Source organism: Petrocella sp. FN5 (genome assembly GCF_029210395.1).
GTDB lineage: Bacteria > Bacillota > Clostridia > Lachnospirales > Vallitaleaceae > Petrocella.
Window position 1 is genome coordinate 30,243 of record NZ_JARGDP010000015.1, and the last position, 20,425, is coordinate 50,667.

At 38.8% G+C, this 20,425-nt stretch carries 20 protein-coding genes; 1 reads left to right on the forward strand and 19 read right to left on the reverse strand.

Annotation, left to right across the window (positions count from 1 at the left end; genetic code table 11):
- Positions 1-37 precede the first annotated feature (37 nt).
- The 17 genes from P0N36_RS06050 to mtaB all read right to left on the reverse strand — a co-directional run bounded on the left by P0N36_RS06050 (position 38) and on the right by mtaB (position 17,601).
- Positions 38-1,108: a hypothetical protein gene (locus tag P0N36_RS06050; RefSeq protein ID WP_275841945.1), complete on the reverse strand. Its 1,071-nt coding sequence runs from the start codon at positions 1,106-1,108 to the stop codon at positions 38-40.
- Entirely contained in the window at positions 1,108-2,688 is a 1,581-nt protein-coding gene (gene pilM, locus P0N36_RS06055; protein WP_275841946.1) for a pilus assembly protein PilM, read from the reverse strand. The genes P0N36_RS06050 and pilM overlap by 1 nt, the downstream gene beginning before the upstream one ends.
- Before the next feature lie 78 nt (positions 2,689-2,766).
- The gene (locus tag P0N36_RS06060) at positions 2,767-3,507 is read right to left on the reverse strand and encodes a prepilin peptidase (RefSeq protein ID WP_275841947.1); all 741 of its coding nucleotides are present in this window, start codon (positions 3,505-3,507) and stop codon (positions 2,767-2,769) included.
- 3 nt (positions 3,508-3,510) lie between these two features.
- Positions 3,511-3,951: a prepilin-type N-terminal cleavage/methylation domain-containing protein gene (locus tag P0N36_RS06065; protein WP_275841948.1), complete on the reverse strand. Its 441-nt coding sequence runs from the start codon at positions 3,949-3,951 to the stop codon at positions 3,511-3,513.
- 101 nt (positions 3,952-4,052) lie between these two features.
- Positions 4,053-5,264, reverse strand: a complete 1,212-nt coding sequence (locus P0N36_RS06070; protein WP_275841949.1) for a type II secretion system F family protein — start codon at positions 5,262-5,264, stop codon at positions 4,053-4,055.
- Between the two features lie 235 nt (positions 5,265-5,499).
- On the reverse strand, positions 5,500-6,552 hold the full coding sequence (locus P0N36_RS06075; RefSeq protein WP_275841950.1) for a type IV pilus twitching motility protein PilT: 1,053 nt from the start codon (positions 6,550-6,552) through the stop codon (positions 5,500-5,502).
- A 22-nt stretch (positions 6,553-6,574) separates the two neighbouring features.
- Entirely contained in the window at positions 6,575-8,275 is a 1,701-nt protein-coding gene (locus tag P0N36_RS06080) for a GspE/PulE family protein (RefSeq protein ID WP_275841951.1), read from the reverse strand.
- Positions 8,276-8,342: 67 nt separating this feature from the next.
- Positions 8,343-9,584 (reverse strand): peptidase U32 family protein, encoded by a 1,242-nt coding sequence (locus P0N36_RS06085; protein ID WP_275841952.1) that lies wholly within the window; start codon positions 9,582-9,584, stop codon positions 8,343-8,345.
- Entirely contained in the window at positions 9,577-10,239 is a 663-nt protein-coding gene (locus tag P0N36_RS06090; RefSeq protein ID WP_275841953.1) for an O-methyltransferase, read from the reverse strand. Before P0N36_RS06090 ends, P0N36_RS06085 begins: the two co-directional genes overlap by 8 nt.
- Before the next feature lie 655 nt (positions 10,240-10,894).
- Positions 10,895-12,025: an endolytic transglycosylase MltG gene (gene mltG, locus P0N36_RS06095; protein ID WP_275841954.1), complete on the reverse strand. Its 1,131-nt coding sequence runs from the start codon at positions 12,023-12,025 to the stop codon at positions 10,895-10,897.
- A gap of 6 nt (positions 12,026-12,031) precedes the next feature.
- On the reverse strand, positions 12,032-12,385 hold the full coding sequence (locus P0N36_RS06100) for a YlbF family regulator (protein WP_275841955.1): 354 nt from the start codon (positions 12,383-12,385) through the stop codon (positions 12,032-12,034).
- Between the two features lie 261 nt (positions 12,386-12,646).
- Positions 12,647-14,314 carry a ribonuclease J gene (locus tag P0N36_RS06105; RefSeq protein ID WP_275841956.1) on the reverse strand — a complete coding sequence of 556 codons (1,668 nt, stop codon included), beginning with the start codon at positions 14,312-14,314 and terminating at the stop codon, positions 12,647-12,649.
- 48 nt (positions 14,315-14,362) lie between these two features.
- Positions 14,363-14,809, reverse strand: a complete 447-nt coding sequence (locus P0N36_RS06110) for a Fur family transcriptional regulator (protein ID WP_275841957.1) — start codon at positions 14,807-14,809, stop codon at positions 14,363-14,365.
- 103 nt (positions 14,810-14,912) lie between these two features.
- Positions 14,913-15,179: a DUF1292 domain-containing protein gene (locus tag P0N36_RS06115; protein ID WP_275841958.1), complete on the reverse strand. Its 267-nt coding sequence runs from the start codon at positions 15,177-15,179 to the stop codon at positions 14,913-14,915.
- Positions 15,180-15,197: 18 nt separating this feature from the next.
- The gene (gene ruvX / locus P0N36_RS06120) at positions 15,198-15,614 is read right to left on the reverse strand and encodes a Holliday junction resolvase RuvX (RefSeq protein WP_275841959.1); all 417 of its coding nucleotides are present in this window, start codon (positions 15,612-15,614) and stop codon (positions 15,198-15,200) included.
- A gap of 95 nt (positions 15,615-15,709) precedes the next feature.
- A complete protein-coding gene (locus P0N36_RS06125) occupies positions 15,710-15,973 on the reverse strand; it encodes an IreB family regulatory phosphoprotein (RefSeq protein ID WP_275841960.1) in 264 nt (87 codons plus the stop codon).
- Between the two features lie 326 nt (positions 15,974-16,299).
- A complete protein-coding gene (mtaB, locus tag P0N36_RS06130) occupies positions 16,300-17,601 on the reverse strand; it encodes a tRNA (N(6)-L-threonylcarbamoyladenosine(37)-C(2))-methylthiotransferase MtaB (protein WP_275841961.1) in 1,302 nt (433 codons plus the stop codon).
- A gap of 181 nt (positions 17,602-17,782) precedes the next feature.
- On the opposite strand from mtaB, the gene P0N36_RS06135 reads away from it, so the two are divergent.
- Positions 17,783-18,016 carry an HPr family phosphocarrier protein gene (locus P0N36_RS06135; protein ID WP_125138329.1) on the forward strand — a complete coding sequence of 78 codons (234 nt, stop codon included), beginning with the start codon at positions 17,783-17,785 and terminating at the stop codon, positions 18,014-18,016.
- Positions 18,017-18,084: 68 nt separating this feature from the next.
- Here P0N36_RS06135 and thiI read toward each other — a convergent pair whose 3' ends face one another.
- Together thiI and P0N36_RS06145 are read right to left on the reverse strand one after the other, a co-directional pair.
- A complete protein-coding gene (thiI, locus tag P0N36_RS06140) occupies positions 18,085-19,266 on the reverse strand; it encodes a tRNA uracil 4-sulfurtransferase ThiI (protein ID WP_275841962.1) in 1,182 nt (393 codons plus the stop codon).
- A gap of 7 nt (positions 19,267-19,273) precedes the next feature.
- Positions 19,274-20,425, reverse strand: a 1,152-nt coding sequence (locus P0N36_RS06145; RefSeq protein WP_330683972.1) for a cysteine desulfurase family protein, incomplete at its 5' end; no start/stop codon positions are given.

The following is a 20,425-nucleotide window of genomic DNA, read 5'->3' on the forward strand; positions in this document are numbered from 1 at the left end:
ATTAAAGCCTATTAAAGTTCAACTAATATTCAATCTTTTAATTTACTTCTCCTTCTGTGGATACGATGTTGAGTCTGGGGTTCGTGGGGTCTTCTTCGATTTTGTTAATATATAATGGTAATTGGGTTTGATTTACGATGGTGAGGTTCATCCCAACAAGGTCATTGGCATCCACACGTTTAGACGCATATAAATCTAACTCAAGGGCTTGTCCCACTTCAAAGGCTTGTCTGCTCTTTGTGATACCATTCATGACGTAAGTGGCATAATAATTACCATTTTCAATAAAAATCCTAAGGTTGGCCTGTACCACACCATCCACATCGCCTGTTACATAACTTCTTTGGCCAGGGTCATTGGTAAGACCTATGACTTGTGCATAGCCATCTGCTCTGGTTGGTTTTAGAGCGATGAACAAATCACCGGTTCCGTCACTTACACGATTGGTGACTGTCTGTGGAGTAATACGTAGATTCGGAGAATCAAAAGGTTGTATTTTACCTTTTGGTACGGTATCAAAAATAACCGGTTCGACTTCTCGCTTCGCACCTACAAGGCCATACATGTTCATCACCAAGGTGGTGGTAATCTTATTCTCTTCTTCTAAAAGGTTCATGCTGAGATTGGTCAGAACAGTTCGGTCTTCGTAATTGCCGATATACCTTAAAAATGCCTTTAGATCCGTATAAGAAAGGTCTAAGTTAGAAACCACATTTTGCCTAATGGCCATTTCCGTGGTACCATCGTTCTCCTCATTGCTATAAGCTAAGGTCTCTACATTAGAAAAGGTTACATTGCCAAAGTTAATGTCCGAAAAAGTATCTTCGATGTCAAAAAGCAACTTAAAAGCACGCTCCTGTGTCAGTTCTGCCGGTAATACTTCTTGGATTTCCTCGATGCGTGTTTGAGCGACTTCTGTCTCTTCCAGATAAAAAGGCATTTTTTCATATTCCACTCTAAGAGTCGCTGCCCTTTCCTCAATGGCAACCATTTCTTCTTCTAAAGCTTGTTTTTTAATGGTAATGGGTCGATACATCGCATAATATAGAATAAGCCCTATAATAGCAATGCCCAAAATCCCTAATAACCGTTTATCTCTATTACTCATTATTCCACCTCCTGAACATAATCACAGGCAATGGAAAAGGCATAATAAGAATTACCTGCCGTAGAGCCTTCAACTTCCGAGAAGCTGGGTACATAAACTTGACTAAAAACAAGTTCATCATTAAGGGTCATGTTTTTTAAGATGGTAATAAAATTAACCATGGTGAGCTTGTCCGATGCAATACATGAAATAAGAATGCCTTCTTCTGAATTGTTCATGGTTAGATAACTGACACTTGTAGGTATCTCAGCTTCCATTTTTTCCAAGAGATCTGCCATGATTTCCGTAGTCGATGAAGATGTGCCTATAATAGATTCATGAAAGGTCAAGGATGTCATGGTTTGGTTATACTCTTCTAGTACCACTTCTGCAATCTGCTTCTCTTCGATCTCAGCCAGAAGGTTTTCTTTCTCTTTTTCTAGTTTTCTAAGACCTGCAAAAGGTAAATAAACTACCACGGCTACTAAAACAATAGCCAATAGTGCCAGCTCCAACTTTAGACGTCTGGATACTTTCAGCTTATCTTTGTTCAAAATATGAATAGGTAAAAGGTTCATTTCTGAATAAATGGCACCAATACAGTTGGTATAAAAAACGCTGTTCTTCCCATACCCATCATCACTGGCAACCACTTTTGGGTTCTCACTTAAAATAGTACACGTCATATTAAAATACCGTTCAATGTACTGCGCGATACCGTTAATGCCTGTACCACCACCAACAAGATAGATGTGTTCGATGCTGTCCTTGTTTCTGGAGGCATAATAATCCATCAGTCTGGCAACACCGTTTAAGATCTGGTTCAGCGCTGATGAGACATCATTACTTAGAAAGTCATTGGTCTCCGGTTCATGGTTTAATAAAGTTTGTTCAGAAGCAATCTTCATGGCTTCCTTAAGATCAACACCAAAATGGTTTTGTATGCTATTATTAATGACCTTGGTACCATAAACCAGATTACGGTTGAACTTCACTACCTTCTTGTTCATAACGGTGACCATGGTGCTTTCACTACCTAGATCTAGAAGCATATAGGTGTTATCCATATCCAAGTGACTGGCGAAATTAATAATACTGTTGCCACCATAGTCAATGCCTCTAATTCTTAGCTTCAAGGACTCAGCCAACTCTACATACCCATCCATTAGCGTGGATAATGCTGCCACAAGGTTGACCTTGGCTTGCATGCCATCCCCTAGATCCACCCGGTCAATAATTCTATAATCCAAAGTATATTCTGTTAGATTCACAGGAAAATACTCATCTGCATTCATGCGTATCAATGTGTTCAACTTCTTAACAGGCAGATCCGGTAAATCCACCTCTCTGGTAATAATCTTACTGGAAGCCACTGTAAAAATCACATCTTTTGTTTTGATGCCTTTTTCTCGTAAAGCCGCACCAATCACATCTCCAATATCTGTAACACCGTTAATAACACCATCACTAATGGCGTTTTCAGGTGTGTTAAGGAGTATACTATGTCCTATTTTTATGGTGTCTTTTTTTCTAATGTAGTCGATTATCTTAATTTTTTCATTTCCAATATCAATGGAAAGCCCTCTGTTTGGATAACTCACTTGACCCCTCCTACCCAATTCAATCAATTATACTTATATTTTCATAATAGTAATTTATTTTCTCTGGTCTGTCTTTTTTCATCCAAAGACAAGTCCAATATACCAATTAATGATCGGTTCACCAAAGAGCATGGCCGTCATAATACCTGTGGCCAAAAAAGGTCCAAAAGGTATGGCTTGTCTTGGTTTAATCATCTTAAATACAATAAGGCCTATACCAATAACCGATCCAACCACAGACCCAATCATTAAAGCCAGTAAAATCTTATCCCACCCAAGTAAGAGTCCTGCCGCCGCCATCAGCTTAATGTCCCCCATACCCATGCCGTTTTTTACCATGAGACTAAGAAGGATGAGTATACCACTGACAATAAAGAAGCCTATGATATGTCGGATATAGTCCCCGGTTAGGAACATCTGAGTGACGCCTAAGATTAGAATAAAGACCACCAGACCATTAGGAATGATCTTGTACCTTAGATCAATCACGAAGACCACCAACAAGGCTGAGAACAACAAACATGCTATAAGCGTTTGCCAAGATAAGCCTAAGTATAGATAAATACCCAAATAGGCTGCTCCGTTGAGCAGCTCTATTATTGGGTATTGAAAAGATATTTTTGTCTGACATGACCGACATTTGCCGCCAAGGATGATGTAGCTAAGCAGAGGTATAAGATCATACCATTTTAGGACATAGCCACACTTAGGACAATGAGAACGGTCAAAGGTAATACTTTCATGCAAGGGTATCCTCAAGATACATACATTTAGGAAGGAACCGATGATGATGCCGTAGAGCAAAAATAGAATGTTCATGATTTATGGTGTTGGGAATATTTCAACATTATCACCATTTTCAACAGTAATTACCCCTGTAGTTTCAAGTGTCACATAAAAATCAACATCTGTTCCATGTTTGAATCTACTTGATTTAATTTCTGGAACATCGCCACCAAAAACTTCTTCAACAAATTCTAATACCGCTTTTTGATCACTTGGATCCGTATAAGCACTACCAAGTGCAATGTCAGTAAATGAAGATCCTTCTAAATCAGGATTTTGTGCTATTACCGTTGCAACTGCATCACCAATTAATTTAGCATTTGAAATATCAGTACCTTCATTGGCTCTTTGAATATTATTAAGTAGATTTGGTACGGCAATGGCTGCAATGATTGCAAGAATTGCGATAACGATGATGAGCTCGATCAGTGAAAAACCTTCTTCTTTCTTAAATACACGCTTGAATAATTCTCTCATAATTTAATCTCCTTAAGTTTAGTTTTATTTTTTGGTTCATGGTTAGCCTAAGTACTGCCCTTATGCTCTCTCCATAAGTTAACAGCTTGGACTCACCTTGGTTAACTATAGTTGCTGATGCCGTCGTACATCTGGAACATGGGTTGTATGATGGAGATGACCACGAAGCCGACCACAACGGCCAAGACAACGATAATCAAAGGTTCCAACATGGTGGTGAGTTGGGATACGGCGGTTTCGACTTCTGTATCATAGAAATCAGCCACCTTATCCAGTATGGGCTCTAGTTGTCCTGTATCTTCACCTATGCGGACCATATGGGTAATCATGGGTGGAAACACACCCATTTCTTCAATGGGCTTGGATAAAGGAAAGCCTTTACTGACTTGATCTTTGGCATCCATGAGGCCCTTCATAACCGAATGGTTGTCCACCACCTTGGAAACCACTTCAATGGCTTCAAGTAAAGGTAGTCCGGAGGCCAGTAGGGTGCTTAAGGTCCTTGCGAATCTAGATGCAACCACTTTGGTGTTTAAGGGTCCAAACAAAGGTACTTTAAGCTTGAGACCGCCTAGAGTCATCTTACCAATTTCTGATCTTGCATAGTAGGTGATGACACCGATTGTCAGAAGTACAACCATTATTAAGATGTACCATTTGCTGGTGACAAAGTTGCTCATGGCCAGTAGCATTCTTGTGGTTAAGGGCAATTCCATGCCCAGTTCACTGAACATGCCTACAAAAGTTGGTATAACCACCACCAGGAGTAGAATGACCACCCCAAGAGAGATAAAGGCCACGACCAATGGATAGGTAGTTGCTTTTTTGATGCTCTGTTGTAACTTGAACTCTTTCTCAAAGTGGGAGGCCATTCGACTTAAGGCCACTTCAAGGTTACCGCTGACTTCCCCTGCTTCAATCATATTAATGAGAATGGCCGGAAATGTCTTTGGATGTTTGGTCATGGATTTGGATAAGGATTCACCCTGTTCTACAGAACTGTATAAATCCGAGATGATTTTTCTAAAGTGCTTGTTCTCGGTTTGTTCTCTCAAAAGATGTAGGGCTTCTAGTACACTGATACCTGCAGATAGAACTGCTTCAAATTGCTGACAAAATATGGTCAAGTCTTTTGTCTTGACAGGATTGCCAATTACTAGGTCCTTTTGCAAGTTTCCCTCTTCAGTTATTTCCAAAGGATAAAGCCCACTGTCTTTCAGCATTTGGATCGCCGTTTTTTTACTATTGGCTTCTAATTTGCCTTTTTTGACTTTACCTGCTTTGTCCATGGCTGAATATAAAAAATTAGCCATATCACGCCCCCTTATAAATTTCTTAATGCCGGTTTACAACAATCATCTAAGGTATGGCCCAATACCTTCATATGTCACTTGTGAATACAACTTAGTATATCATGTCATAGTAACATACTGTAGATAATTATCTATCATATAGTCCATTATACCACCTATTGGACCTATGTAAATAGTTATTATGCCTTAGGTATTTAGTACTAGGGTCTTATTAAATAACTTTTTAACAAATTTTTTACATTCTTCTTTCAAGATTCGCCGGATCTTGGGCAAAGGTCAAGGCGTCATCTCTAGATATACTGGCGGTTCTAAGAAGTTCTAAAATAGCATCATCCATGGTTTGCATGCCCAATCTTTTATTGGTCTGCATAATGGATAGAATCTGATGGGTTTTGTTTTCACGAATCAGATTACGTACTGCCGGATTGGCATGCATCACTTCAAAAGCCGCACATCGTCCTTTACCATCTAGGGTTGGTAAGAGTTGTTGAGATACGACCGCGGTTAGTACCGCAGATAGTTGAACACGTACCTGTTGTTGCTGATGGGGTGGGAAAACATCTATAATCCTGTCAATGGTGTTGGTTGCACCGATGGTATGTAGGGTCGATAAAACAAGATGGCCGGTCTCGGCTGCTGTTATGGCAATGGCAATGGTTTCAAGGTCTCGCATCTCGCCGACAAGAATCACATCCGGATCTTGTCTTAGGGCCGCTCTTAAGGCGTTGGCGTAACTAAAAGTGTCCAGTCCAATCTCTCTTTGATTAACGATGCTCTTTTTGTGCTTGTGCAAATACTCTATAGGGTCTTCAAGGGTAATAACATGTGCGCTTCTAAGTTGATTGATTTCATTAATAAAAGACGCCAAGGTTGTGGATTTACCACTTCCTGTTGGTCCTGTTACCAGAACCAGGCCTCTTTTCTTTGTATACAGGTCTTGAATGGAGCTTGGCATACCTAGTACTGTGGGACTTGGTATCTCCGAACCAACAAGACGAAAGGCTGCCGCAACGGAGCCTCTCTGCATAAATGCATTTACCCTAAAACGTCCTAAACTGGGTATAGCAAAGGAGAAGTCAACTTCTCCGTTTTTATCAAAAACTTTTCTTTGTTCTTCCAACATAATTGGGAGAATCAGCGCCTTAGATGTTTCAGGCAACATCATATCGTAAGGTAGGTATTCAAGGTCGCCATTGACCCTTAATATGGGCGGAACACCTACTGTTATGTGCACATCGGAAGCTTTTTTATCTTTGGCTAGGCCAAGAAGTTCTTCTATGGTAATCATACATCATCCTCCTTGATCGACATTAATCTGTGCCATAGGCTATTCTAAGCAGTTCATCTACGGTGGTAATGCCATCCATGACCAACCGAGTTGCGTTGAATTTCAAGGTTTTCATACCTGCGTTCATAGCTACCTTTCTAATATCGTCAGCATTGCCTCTTTTATTAATGATATCCCGTATCTCATGGGCAACAGGCATAATCTCATATACACCGATACGACCCATATAGCCGGTATGGTTACATACATGACAGCCAACGGCTTTGTAGAGTTGTATTTCTTCCTCTACGGGTAGGTTGATAATACTTTTTTCAAATTCTGTTGCCGGCGCTTTGGCGCGGCACTTGGGACAAAGCCTTCTGACCAAACGTTGGGCGATGACACCTACAACAGATGCCCCAATTAAGAAGGGCTCTATACCCATATCCATTAAACGGGTAATGGAACTTGGTGCATCATTGGTATGCAAGGTACTAACAACAAGGTGACCTGTAACGGATGCCTTGACCGCTATTTCAGCCGTTTCACCGTCTCGAATCTCTCCAATCATAATAACATCCGGATCTTGTCGTAAGATGGATCTTAGAGCCGATGCAAAGCTTAGACCGGCCTTTACATTCACTTGTACCTGATTGATTCCTTGAATCTGAGACTCAACCGGGTCTTCTACCGTAACGATATTAATCTCTTCGTCGTTGATTTCGTTAAGGGCTGTATATAAGGTTGTAGACTTACCACTCCCTGTTGGTCCGGTTACGAGAATAATGCCGTAGGGGTTGCTCAAAATATTTTCAAATTTCTCAAGGTCATCTTTGAAAAGACCCAGTTCACTTTTACCTTTGTTAAAGCCTTCTTTGGAATTAATCCGCATAACCACTTTTTCACCATAAGTGGTAGGAAGGCTGGACACCCGTATATCATACTCCAAACGGTCTACGGTGATTGAGATACGGCCGTCTTGTGGTTTTCTTTTTTCGGCTATGTCCATACCGCCCATGATCTTGATTCTTGCCACAATAGCGGATAGTAAGGAGGTTTCGTATTCAAAGAGTTGCTTCAAGTTGCCGTCGATCCGGTATCTGACGCGAATTCTCTTCTCATAAGGTTCAATGTGGACGTCACTGGCTCTATTGTGAACCCCTTGTTCCAATATGGTGTTTACCAACTTTACAATAGGGGCATTCTTAACGGCGGAATCGGATGCACCTTCAAGGTCTTGAAGTCCTTGATCGATTTCCGAGGTGTGTTCTGCTTTGTATTGCTCTGCCGCTTGATTGGCTTGTTCTTTACCATAATGTAAATCAATGGCTTTTAAGACTTGTTCCTCTGTTGCTAACATAGGAATAATATCTTTACCTGAGAAGATGCGCACATCATCAATGGCAAAAATATTAAGGGGGTCTTCCATGGCCACATATAATTCAGTTTCTGTAATCTTTATGGGTATCAAAAGATGACGTCTGGCCAGTGTTTCTGTAATGACACCGGTCGCGTCTTTATCTATGTTATATTCTGTTAAATCGACATAAGGAATACCAAGTTGATATTCCAGAACTTCATTAATGTTTTGCTTGGTAACGTAACCAAGACTAATAAGGGTTTCACCGATCTTGCCACCATCTGATTTTTGATGACTGAGTGCGGTTTGAAGTTGTTCCTCCGTGATAATACCGTACTGCAACAACAAGTCCCCAATACGCAACTTCTTCTTGAAATTCCTCAATTTGATTACTCCCTCTTTTTAAGTTCTCTCACATATGAACCCGAATTGATGCTACCAGTAACTACCGTCAAGCTTCACCTTGATCTGCCGGTCTTCTAATGATTTCATTGGGTAAGATTTCAAAGTCGACTTCTATCCAGATGTCTTGTTTAGGATGCGGCGCTTCCTTGACGATTTCTCCTTCTATATTGTACATCGTATTTACAATAAATTCAATATTTTTACCATTTGTTTTAAGAACTTCTAAAGTATCGCCTACTACGAACTTATTTCTTTGTTGAATATGAGCCAACTTTTTAATAGGGTCATAGTCCATGCCCTTACCTACAAAGGTATAACTTCGGGTATAAGTGTTGCTTGTATAAATCTGTTCATCACCATCCGGTTTATTAAAATAAAACCCGCTTGTAAACTGCCTATGGGTGCATTTACGTACTTCTGCCTCGTAGTAGGCTAACTTAGCGGCGTATACATCAGGATCATAAAAAAAGTCATCTATGGCTTCACGCCAAGTTTTTGTGACGGTTGCCACATAAAGAGCTGTCTTCATTCGACCTTCTATCTTAAAGCTATCTATCCCTGAAGCCACCAATTTGTCAATATGGCTAATCATACATAGGTCCTTAGAATTGTAGATATACGTGCCTCGCTCGTTCTCATATACCGGCATGTATTCCCCCGGTCTGGTTTCCTCCACTAAATGATAGGTCCAACGACAAGGATGGGTACAAGCTCCTTTGTTGGCATCTTTTCCACTCATATAATTGCTAAGCAGACATCTGCCTGAGTAGGATATACACATAGCCCCATGAACAAAGGCTTCAAAGTCAAGGGTCTCCGGTACTTTATCCTTGGCAAAACGTATTTCATCAAGAGACAACTCTCTTGCTACCACCACTCTTTTAACCCCTTGTTGATGCCAAAACTGCATGGTGGCATAATTGGTATTATTGGCTTGAGTGCTCAAATGGAATTCCATATCCGGCATGACTTCTTTGGCTACCATGAGCATCCCCGGATCCGCTATAATAACACCATCCGGTTTAATTTCAAGCAGCTCTTCAAAGTAAGCCCTTGCCTGATCCACATCTTCGTTATGAGCGATGATGTTGGCTGTTACATAGACTTTAACCCCATATTGATGGGCATAAGCTATGCCTTGAATCATTTTTTCTTGATCAAAATTTTTGGCCTTTGCTCTAAGTCCAAAGGCTTCGCCACCTATATAAACGGCATCTGCACCATAGGCAACGGCTATATATAGATTTTCCAAGCTTCCTGCCGGAATTAATAATTCTGGTTTATTCATTTTTGCTCCTTTTTCTCACACTGACCGTGGCACCATCTGCAATCGGTAAAATAGATGTTGTCAACGCCTCGTTATATGATAGGGTTTTTAAAAATTCACGCATCCGACTATGGATGGTTCTTTGCCTTCTTGGTACAGCGTATCTTGATTTGGCCACCAGTCCGTCTTGCAAAACATTATCCGCAACAAGGATACCACCTTCTTCTAGAAGTCTCATGACATCTTCATAAAAGTTCATATATTGGCCTTTGGCTGCGTCCATAAATATCATATCAAAAGGTTCTTTTAAGTCTTTTAGAACTTCTACTGCATCCCCTTGGATTATGGTAATGCTTTTTTCTAAGTCGAATTTTTTAATGTTGGTCCTGGCTTCTTGAAGCATCTTCTCGGATTTTTCTAGGGTTGTGATTTGAGGCGGCGGGTCTATTGCCAAGGACATAATAATCGATGAATAGCCTATGGCTGTTCCGATTTCCAGAATCCTTTTCGGTTGGTTCATTACAACCATAAGTCGTAAAAAGTCTTCCATCTCATGTTTGATGATGGGTATGTTGTTGGTTGTTGCTTCTTGATAAAGGGCTTCTAGTTTACTTTCACGTTCCGGTGTTACAGATGCTAAATAGGCTCTAATATCTGGATTGGTAATCGGCATCATCGTCCTGGCTCCTTTTGTCTTGACTTATCTCTAGTAAAGGGATTGTCATTATGACAATCCCTTTATGTTTAGAGAGGTTTATTACTTTCATCCTTAACTTGTGGATTACCATCGCTAAGTAATTCTATGTTGGGGCTATCTCTGGCCAACTTTACTTTCCCAAAGAATTTATTTCATAAGAAAGTTTTTCTTCTATGCATCATGTCTTGAAGACTGACATGATGCTTTAGTGATACCTTCTTATGAAACAGTTAGAAATATGAGCGAAGCTCATAACGAGGCAAAGCCTCTTTTCTCGAGCTCTTGGCTGGCAAGCCAGCCTAATCCACCGCGGATGTTTCTCATCCTTAACTTGTGGATTACCATCGCTAAGTAATTCTATGTTGGGGCTATCTCTGGCCAACTTTACTTTCCCAAAGAATTTCTAAGCTCTTGGCTGGCAAGCCAGCCTAATCCACCGCGGATGTTTCTCATCCTTAACTTGTGGATTACCATCGCTAAGTAATTCTATGTTGGGGCTATCTCTGGCCAACTTTACTTTCCCAAAGAATTTCTAAGCTCTTGGCTGGCAAGCCAGCCTAATCCACCGCGGATGTTTCTCATCCTTAACTTGTGGATTACCATCGCTAAGTAATTCTATGTTGGGAAAGTAAAGTTAATAATTAAATGTATTCGTGTATTTGGACTTGTCGTTGACGTGGTCGTTGTAGTCTGAGTTGAATTCGTGGGTGCTGGATCCATCGTCTTTTAATACAAAGTATAGATAGTCGTTGTCGTCTGGATATAAGGCTGCATTTATAGCACCTGCACCTGGATTGGCTATGGGTCCTATTGGAAGCCCTGGGTGGATGTAGGTGTTGTATGGTGATGGGGTTTCAAGGTCACTGTAGAGTAACCTGCTTCTGTGCTTGTCCAATACATATAGAACGGATGAACACATCTGAAGCTTCATATCAATCTCTAGCCTGTTGTGAATTATACCGGATACTATGACCTGCTCACTTGGCTCAACCACTTCTTTTTCAATAATGGAAGCTATGGTTATGACCTGATCTACCGTTAAACCTAATGCTTCTGCTCTTTCATAGTATTCCTCTGTCCATATCTTGTCCATCTGATCAAACATGGTACTAATCACGTCTACCGCTGTTGCGTCGGCATAGATTTCATAGGTACTTGGAAACAGATAACCTTGATATCTAATATTTCGAACGCTGCTATCTGGTACACTTTCTAAAAATCTGTAACCCCAGTTGGTATTATCTAGGGCATCAAAAAATTCTTTTCTTGTACATATACCTTGTTTTTCTAATGATTCAGCTGTTTTTGCTAAGGTAAGACCTTCTACTATAGTGAAGGTCTTAGTCTCCCTTTTTGCACCTTCTGTCATTAGTATTTTCATGATGTCTTCTTCACTCATAGCTGTGCTTAAAGTATAGTCACCATATTGAAATTTACCGTCATTGCCGTCAAATTTGGCTTTCATTCTAAAAAACAAGGTACTACCAATCAAACCATTTTCTTCTAAGATACCTGCAATGGTTTCCGTTGTGGCGCCTTTGGGTATGACCAAGCTTACGTTTCGAACTTCATGGTTGCCACTGGGGGTTTTGCCCAATAGATCATACGCTTCTGCAAAAGCCCAATTACCTGCTTTTATCAATATGGCGATTGCCAACACAATAAAAACACCTCTAATAACCCACTGCATGATTTCTCCAAATATTTTTTTTACCATATTTTCACCTTTTTGTTTTTGTTTTTTCGGATTACTTTTATTTTCCAATATACATCACTCCTGTAAAAAATCTAAATCAAAATCAACTTCTGCAGCAAATGTATTGAGTATATCCGTAAGCATTTTTGACACTTTCAGCTCTGCTTCAAGAAAGGATTTTACAATGGCTTCGTTTAATAAATCATTGTTTTGAGACCTTAAGTTTAGTAGATTCTCATAAGCATTAAAATACCCATACTTATGTCCTGCTTGAATTTCAAAAGATTTACGTCTAAATGCATCCACCTGGGCTTTTAGTTTTGGTTGTCGTTCTAAAATGGATTTATAATTAAGGTAATCCACATATGCTTCGGTTTTCTTGATGCGCTCAATGTATGCTTTTGTCTCATTCATTAAGTTTTCATTCATACTATCACCTACAAATTCATATTTGACCTTCTATCATTATAACCACTCTTTATTCATGTGTCAAAACTAATAACTTTGACCGGTATTAATTTAGGGAATTTTATATTCTAAAATTCCCTAAAGGTTGGTTACAGTGTCAAAACGATATCGTTGAACTTATACATACAAATATAGTTTTGATTGTATCAAGGTAACCTATATGTTGGATGCAATTTAGAGCAACTTACTTTTGACACTTTAACCGAGGTTTGTACTTTGGAATTATGCGTCCACTTCCATAATGACCGGTAAGATCATAGGATTACGTTTTGTTTGAACCCATAGATAATCTCTTAGGGCGTCTCTTACGGACATTTTTATTTTGTTCCAGTCTCTAATGTTCTTGCGACTGCATTGATCGAGGGCCTTTAATACCACCGCCTTGGCTTCTACCATCATATCACTGGATTCACGTACATAGACAAATCCTCTAGAGACAATATCCGGTCCTGCTAGTACTTCTCTGGTTTGTTTGGACATGGTAATAACAACTGTTAGTAAGCCATCTTGGGATAATTTTTGTCTATCCCTTAGAACGACACTTCCTACATCGCCTACACCTAAACCATCCACAAAGATGGGCTGAGAATTGACATGCCCTGTTTTTTCAGCACTGTGAAAATCCAGTTCATAAACATCACCAGGTGCTAATATGGTGATTCGATCCGGGCGCATACCTAAGGATTCTGCCAACTCTGCGTGCTTCTTCATATGTCTGACTTCACCATGTAATGGTACGAAGTATTTGGGCATGACCAATGAATGAATGAGTTTTAATTCTTCTTGGTAAGCATGTCCGGATACATGGGTGTCTTCAAATATAACTTCAGCGCCTTGTGAGAACAAAGAGTTAATGACTTTTGAAACGGTTTTTTCGTTTCCGGGAATCGGTTTGGAACTTAATATGACTTTATCACCTTTTTGAATGCTAATATGTCGATGGGTTTTGGATGCCATTCTAGATAAGGCGGCCATAGGCTCACCTTGACTGCCTGTGGTAATAATAACGATTTGCCCGTCTCTATATTGATCCATCTCTTCGTGCGTTATCATCATTTTTGGTGGCATTTTTATATAACCAAGTTCAATAGCTGTTGCTACGACGTTAATCATGCTGCGTCCTTCGACGACGACTTTACGCTTGTATTTTCCTGCTGCGTGTATAATTTGCTGTACCCGATCCACATTGGATGCAAAGGTAGCAACAATGATTCTTTTGCCTTTAAAGTCTGAGAATAGCTCATCAAAAGCACGGGCAACTGTGGTTTCTGACATGGTATAACCGGGTCTTTCTGCATTGGTTGAATCTGCCATCAACAGAAGGACCCCTTTTTTACCGATTTCGGCAAATTTTTGTAAATCGATTGGTTTACCATAAATAGGGGTAAAGTCGATTTTAAAATCACCTGTATGCACAACAACGCCGACCGGAGTGGTGATTGCCAATGCCACAGGGTCGGGAATGGAATGGGTGGTACGTATAAATTCAATGTTAAATACACCTAGACTGATTTTTTGACCGGGTGTTATGACGTTCCTAGTAACGTCATTTAGAATCTTGTGTTCCCTGAGCTTATTTTCTACAAGACCTATTGTAAGCTTAGTACCATATATGGGCACGTTGATATCACGTAGAACATAGGGCAATGCGCCTATATGATCTTCATGACCGTGGGTCAATACAATACCTCTGACTTTATCAATGTTTGTTTTTAGATATTCGACATCCGGGATAACTAAATCTATACCTAACATCTCATCTTCTGGGAAGGCTATGCCACAATCTACTACAATTATATCATCTTCATATTCGAAAATGGTAATATTCATACCGATTTGTTCTAATCCACCCAGAGGTAATATTTTCAATTTTGATTTGCTTTTGTTCAAAACTACACCTCCGTATTTTCTTCAACCTTGCTTGATTGCAAAGTATTATTATCCTTGTTTTTGTAAGCAGGACTTACAGACACCATAAAACTTAACCACATGGTCGGTGACTTTAAATCCATATTTTTTGCTGAATGCTTCTTCAAGAGCGTCCAACATATCATCATCGACACCCATAATGGTGCCGCATTCTTCGCAGATTAAATGATGGTGACGATGTTTCGTTTCCATTTCACCGATTTCATACCGAACAACGCCATCATCTAAATTAAGCTTATCAATAAGTCCTAACTCTGAGAGTAATTGTAGCGTTCTATAAACTGTTGCCAGACCAATTTCTGAGTTAACCATCTTAACCAACTGATGCACTTCCTCAGCTGTTAGATGTTCACCCACTCTATTGTAAAGTGTCTCAAGTACGACACGTCTTTGATTTGTCAATTTGTACCCATTTTCTTTTAATGTTTTTTCATATAGATCAACAAACTTTATCATTAGCTCATCCCCTAATTCATTAGTATTTTGAGACATACTCTAATTAAACCTTAGTCCTATACAGATTATAATGTAGTAAAGGTCTTTTGTCAAATAAATGATTTTATAACTCAATCTCAAAATCATCTAAGAATTTTTCAAGTAGAGGTACTACAATAGAAAGCTCTTCTTCATTGTCTACGATTTCGTAAATTATATCCATATCATCTGCTTCTGTTGCTTTTAGAATATATGCGGTCATATCTTCATCTTCGATTTCATTTTCATCAACAACGAGTATATAGGCTATTTCATTGACTTGAGCATTGCCTAAGACACAAAAAATAACATCTTCTCCTGTTTCTTCAAATGTAAATTTTATTTTCTCCATTTTTCCTCCTGTCTATCTTTAATGACAGTCTAAGTATCCTTGTAAAATAAACACCGCTGCCATCTTGTCAATCACTTTCTTTTGTTTTCGAGCATTCATATCTGCTGCTGTCAGTGCACGGCTTGCACCCATGGTGCTTAGACGCTCATCCCATAAGATTACTTCAAGATTAAATTCGCGTAACAGTCGGTTCTGGAATTGCTTTGTCTTTTCAACCCGTTCACCTTCTGTATTGTTCATGTTTTTAGGGAGACCTAAAACAATCTTCTCTACTTTATAATACTCTATAATCTCTTTAAGTCTGGCAATAGACGCTACTAGATTGTTCTCTTCCTTACGCTCAATGGTTTCTATACCTTGAGCGGTCCAACCAAAGGGGTCACATATGGCAACTCCAATCGTTTTACTGCCATAGTCAAGTCCTAATATCCTCATACTTGTTTTTAATCCTTTCAAGAAGATGTATTGTCTATTTGGCGGCTAAGAAAAACTGTAGAAACCGAGTCTCTACAGTTTTTTGAGGCGACATATTATTTCAAATTATGCTCTACATAATCTTTAACCAACTCTTCCATCAAAGCGTCTCGTTCTATTCTACCAATCTTCGTTCTTGCATTCTTATGACTGGTAATATATGTTGGATCGCCTGATAAAATATAGCCTACAATCTGATAATTGGGATTATAGCCTTTTTCGTTCAGTGCTTCATAGACTTCCTTAAGTACAACCTTAATTTCATTTTCAGGCTCTTTATCAAATTTTTTAAAGAAAAGCGTATGCCCAAATTTGCCCACAATTTCACGTCCTAACAAACCATTGATATTTAGTTAAAGTGTGAAAACTATACAGTTGAACTTTTACATACAATAACCAGTTATGAGTCTATCAACCTAACCTATATGTTGTATGTGATTTAGTGAAACTTAGTTTTGATACTTTAACCATATTTGTATTAATAGATGGTTAAGCACTCTATTTTTGGTTTTACACGGTTTAGAGTAACTTAATTTTGAAACCTTAATCATAGATACAGTTTATAATAAAAATCCTAAAAATACAATCAAAATAATATTAAATTTAACCGACATTCCTATTTCAACCTTAATCTTGAAGCTGTAAGCTATAAGGACCCAAGTATACCATCTTTAAATCTTTGTATTAATTCAACTGTATTCATGGTATTTTTTTCTAGTACTTTGTTGGACTGTATATATACTTTAATATGATTGGTGGTATGGCCGACATAATAAGCATGCTTATCTTCTATAACTTGTTCCTCAACCAACACATCCATCTCTTTATCTATGAACCGGCTTAAGAATACATTTTTCATATCCTCAGCTGCTTTTATAGCTTTGGTGCTTCTCATATTTTTTTCTTTTGAACTGACTTGTTCCTTCATCCTCCCAGCTGGTGTTCCATTGCGCTTAGAATACTTGAATACATGTACATCTGCAAACCCTATAGCTTTCATAAAAGCCAAAGTGCCTTCAAATTGCGTCTCGGTTTCAGAAGGAAACCCTACAATTAGATCTGTTGTAATTGCACATGTGGGCATTTGCTCTCTTAATTTTTCAACCGCTCCTTTATAGTCTTGTGTCGTATATTTTCGATTCATTTTTTTTAGAATGTCATCATGACCTGACTGCAGGGATAAATGAAAATGATTGCACACCTTACTTAGCTTGACAAGACGACGAACAAATTCGTGGGTTATTAATGTAGGCTCTAAGGATCCAAGACGTATACGTTCTATCCCTTCTATCCCTTGTAAGTCCTCTAATAAGTCAATAAGTCTATAGTCTTCAAACTGTATGCCGTAGGATGCTAGATGAATGCCGGTTAAGACCATCTCTTTATAACCATTCTTTGCAAGTTCTCTACTTTCTTCCAAAATACTTGATGAAGATCTGCTTCTAATTCTTCCCCTTGCATAAGGAATAATACAGTAGGTACAAAATTGATCACACCCATCTTGTATCTTTATATGTGCCCTTGTATGGTCTTGTGCCATACTAATCCATAAATCATCATAAACTTTGTAGTGGCTTAAATCAACAACTTTTGGCTTGATTTTACTTTCTAGATAGGTCTCAATGACTTGGACCATATTACCTTTATCCGTGTTTCCTATTAAGAGATCTACTTGAATCATTTCAAGAAGTTCCTTATTAGAAGCCTGTACGTAGCATCCTACCGCAACCACCAAACCTTTAGGATTGGTTTTTTTTGCTTTTGCTAACATTTGTCTGGATTTTTTATCTGCCATATTGGTCACTGTACATGTATTAATTATATAAATATCTGCTTTTTCAGAAAAGCTTACAATGTCATAACCTAACTGTTCAAACTGGGTCATCATGCCTTCAGTTTCATATTGGTTAACCTTACAGCCCAGTGTATGAAACGCTACTTTTGCCATTTTTTACCTCTTTCTTTGACACTTTAACTCTAACCAACCTTAATTACATCTTTTTAGATTTATTCCATTTGCCTGAAAGCCTTTACATTTCTCAAATTTTTTTAGTCAATATTCGTATTGACATCGATTTTCAAAACGTGTAGTATAAGTGTGTATAAATAATATAAAGGAGGACCATATAATGAAAACTATAAAAGTATCTTTAAATTCTATTGATAAAGTTAAGGTGTTTGTCAATGCTGTAAGCAAGTACGATTCTGATTTTGATCTGGTATCTGGTCGTTATGTCATAGATGCAAAGTCTATAATGGGGATTTTTTCACTCGACTTAAGCAAGCCTATTGAGTTAATGATTCATGATGATTCTGTCGTCGAAGAAGTTGAATCTGTACTTCAAGATTTTATCCTCGAATAATTGGGTTAAGGTATCAAACTTAACCATGATTAAGTCAGTAAAAAATCCACTTAGGTGGATTTTTTTTCTTATAAATCAGGTTCAATCTTGATTACTTCTTTTTGTTCGATTGCTCTTTGAAGCATTTCTTCAATATTTACAAGAATCGTTTCTGAACGCATAATTGATTTAATATTTGGCTTGGTCACCGGATGTTTCGCCACAAAAATAGTACAACAATCTTCATAGGGTAATATAGAAGTCTCAAACGTCTTAATGCCTTGTGCAATATCTACAATTTCTTGCTTATCAAAACCAATAAGGGGTCTAAAAACAGGCATACCACATACATCATTGGTTGCTGCAAGACTTTGTATGGTCTGACTGGCTACTTGACCAATGCTCTCACCGGTAATCAGTGCTAAGCAATTTTTCTCCCTTGCAATACGTTCTGCTATAATCATCATGTATCGACGCATGATGATGGTAAGTTGTTCGTGAGGACATTTCTCATAAATCTCCAACTGAATCTCAGTAAAAGGTACCACATGTAGGTTAAAGCTGCCATTATATCTGGCAACAATTTTACCTAGATCAATTACTTTTTGCTTGGCACGTTCGCTGGTATAAGGATGGGAATGATAATAAACCGCATCAAAGTGAACGCCACGCTTAGCAACCATATAGCCTGCAACAGGACTGTCAATACCGCCTGAAAGCATCAACATGGCTTTGCCATTTGTACCTACAGGCATGCCTCCTAGGCCCTGAATTTGTTTTGAGAAAATATAGGATTTGTTTCTGATTTCTACATTCACTCGTACTTGGGGCTTATGAACATCTACACTTAACTGATTAAAAGCATTCAATAACACACCACCGATGTCTCTAGAGATCTCCATAGAGTTCAACGGGTATTTTTTGTCAGCACGTCTTGCTTCTACTTTAAAAGTAAAATCATGTTGGTCATAGTGTTGCTTCAAAAAAGCAACCGCTTGATTTCTTATATTTTCCATGCTATTGTCTTCTAAAATATACACCGGACAAATACCGATGATACCGAAAATCATTTGTATACGGTTCATGACGGCTTCATCATCTACATCTGAAAGGGGTTCGCATATAATACGTCCCTGTTCTTTAACCACTTCAAATTCACCAAAAGGCTTGATCGCGTCTCGAATATGTTTGGCCAATGCATTTTCAAATATATATCTATTTTTTCCCTTGAGGGCCAGTTCACCGTATTTTATTAAGTATCCTTGCTTCATATTTTTCCTACTTTCTTTTAAATCTTCTAAGTGTGGGCAACAGCTTATTGAGCTGCTTTATAAATTGATCAACTTCTTCTTGTGTGTTGTACTTGGAAAAGCTCAGTCGTATAGCATGATCTTTTTCATCCGCAGTCAAATTCAGTGCCGAAAGCGTCATGCTATGATTTTTCTTTTTTGAAGAACAAGCTGATCCTGTCGATATGTATATCTGAAGTTCCTCTAATGCATGAAGCAACACTTCACTCTTCACACCGGATACACCTATGTTTAATATATGATATGCGCCTTTTTCTATGTCACCGTTAAAGGAGATATCAGGCACATCCTTCCTTAGTCTTGTAATCATATGTTCTTTTATGGCCTCTATATAGGTTCTGTTGTCAAGAAGTTGTGCATAGGCTTCTTCTGTTGCCACACCAAGTCCAATAATTCCCGGAACGTTTTCTGTACCGGACCGTATACCGCTTTCTTGACTACCGCCATAAAACAAAGGTACTATTTTAGTGCCTTCTTTTATATATATGGCACCGATGCCTTTAGGCCCATGAAGCTTATGACCACTTATGGTCAATAGGTCTATTTGGTCCTTCTTCGGTCTTAAGACATATTTGCCAAAAGCCTGAATGGCATCCACATGGAAGAAGGTATTTGGATTTATTGATTTAATCAGTTTCCCAATGAGACCCATGTCTTGTATTGTACCGATCTCATTGTTCACGTACATAATGGATACCATTAAAGTATCTTGCCTTACTAACTCTTCTAGAGCTTCTATTTGAACATAACCCATACCATCTGTTGGAATGGGTTCAACCTCATACCCCATCGTATGAAGGTACCGAACAGTTTCCTTAACAGATGGGTGCTCGATAGAGGATACCAATATATGTTTACCACCTCTTGTATGGGCTGCTGCTACCCCGGTTATGGCAATATTGTTCGCTTCTGTTCCACCGGATGTAAAGTAAATCTCTTTTTTTTGAACTTTTAAAGCTTGGGCAAGTATCTGCCTACTGTTTTCAATCGCTTTTTCAGCTTCAAATCCCTTTTGATGTAAGGATGAAGGGTTGCCAAAATTCGTAGTTAGCATACTTAACATAGCTTGTGCCACATCATCCGACACCTTCGTGGTTGCTGCATTATCAAAATATATTTC

What these genes read in the sequence shown, in the direction of transcription:
- mtaB (WP_275841961.1), bottom strand. Translation starts at nt 17,601, where the DNA reads ATGGCAAAAGTAGCGTTTCATACACTGGGCTGTAAGGTTAACCAATAT.
- P0N36_RS06090 (WP_275841953.1), bottom strand. Translation starts at nt 10,239, where the DNA reads ATGATGCCGATTACCAATCCAGATATTAGAGCCTATTTAGCATCTGTA.
- P0N36_RS06115 (WP_275841958.1), bottom strand. Translation starts at nt 15,179, where the DNA reads ATGGAGAAAATAAAATTTACATTTGAAGAAACAGGAGAAGATGTTATT.
- P0N36_RS06075 (WP_275841950.1), bottom strand. Translation starts at nt 6,552, where the DNA reads ATGATTACCATAGAAGAACTTCTTGGCCTAGCCAAAGATAAAAAAGCT.
- ruvX (WP_275841959.1), bottom strand. Translation starts at nt 15,614, where the DNA reads ATGAGGATATTAGGACTTGACTATGGCAGTAAAACGATTGGAGTTGCC.
- P0N36_RS06135 (WP_125138329.1), top strand. Translation starts at nt 17,783, where the DNA reads ATGAAAACTATAAAAGTATCTTTAAATTCTATTGATAAAGTTAAGGTG.
- P0N36_RS06110 (WP_275841957.1), bottom strand. Translation starts at nt 14,809, where the DNA reads ATGATAAAGTTTGTTGATCTATATGAAAAAACATTAAAAGAAAATGGG.
- P0N36_RS06100 (WP_275841955.1), bottom strand. Translation starts at nt 12,385, where the DNA reads ATGAATGAAAACTTAATGAATGAGACAAAAGCATACATTGAGCGCATC.
- P0N36_RS06065 (WP_275841948.1), bottom strand. Translation starts at nt 3,951, where the DNA reads ATGAGAGAATTATTCAAGCGTGTATTTAAGAAAGAAGAAGGTTTTTCA.
- P0N36_RS06050 (WP_275841945.1), bottom strand. Translation starts at nt 1,108, where the DNA reads ATGAGTAATAGAGATAAACGGTTATTAGGGATTTTGGGCATTGCTATT.
- P0N36_RS06070 (WP_275841949.1), bottom strand. Translation starts at nt 5,264, where the DNA reads ATGGCTAATTTTTTATATTCAGCCATGGACAAAGCAGGTAAAGTCAAA.
- thiI (WP_275841962.1), bottom strand. Translation starts at nt 19,266, where the DNA reads ATGAAGCAAGGATACTTAATAAAATACGGTGAACTGGCCCTCAAGGGA.
- P0N36_RS06060 (WP_275841947.1), bottom strand. Translation starts at nt 3,507, where the DNA reads ATGAACATTCTATTTTTGCTCTACGGCATCATCATCGGTTCCTTCCTA.
- P0N36_RS06085 (WP_275841952.1), bottom strand. Translation starts at nt 9,584, where the DNA reads ATGAATAAACCAGAATTATTAATTCCGGCAGGAAGCTTGGAAAATCTA.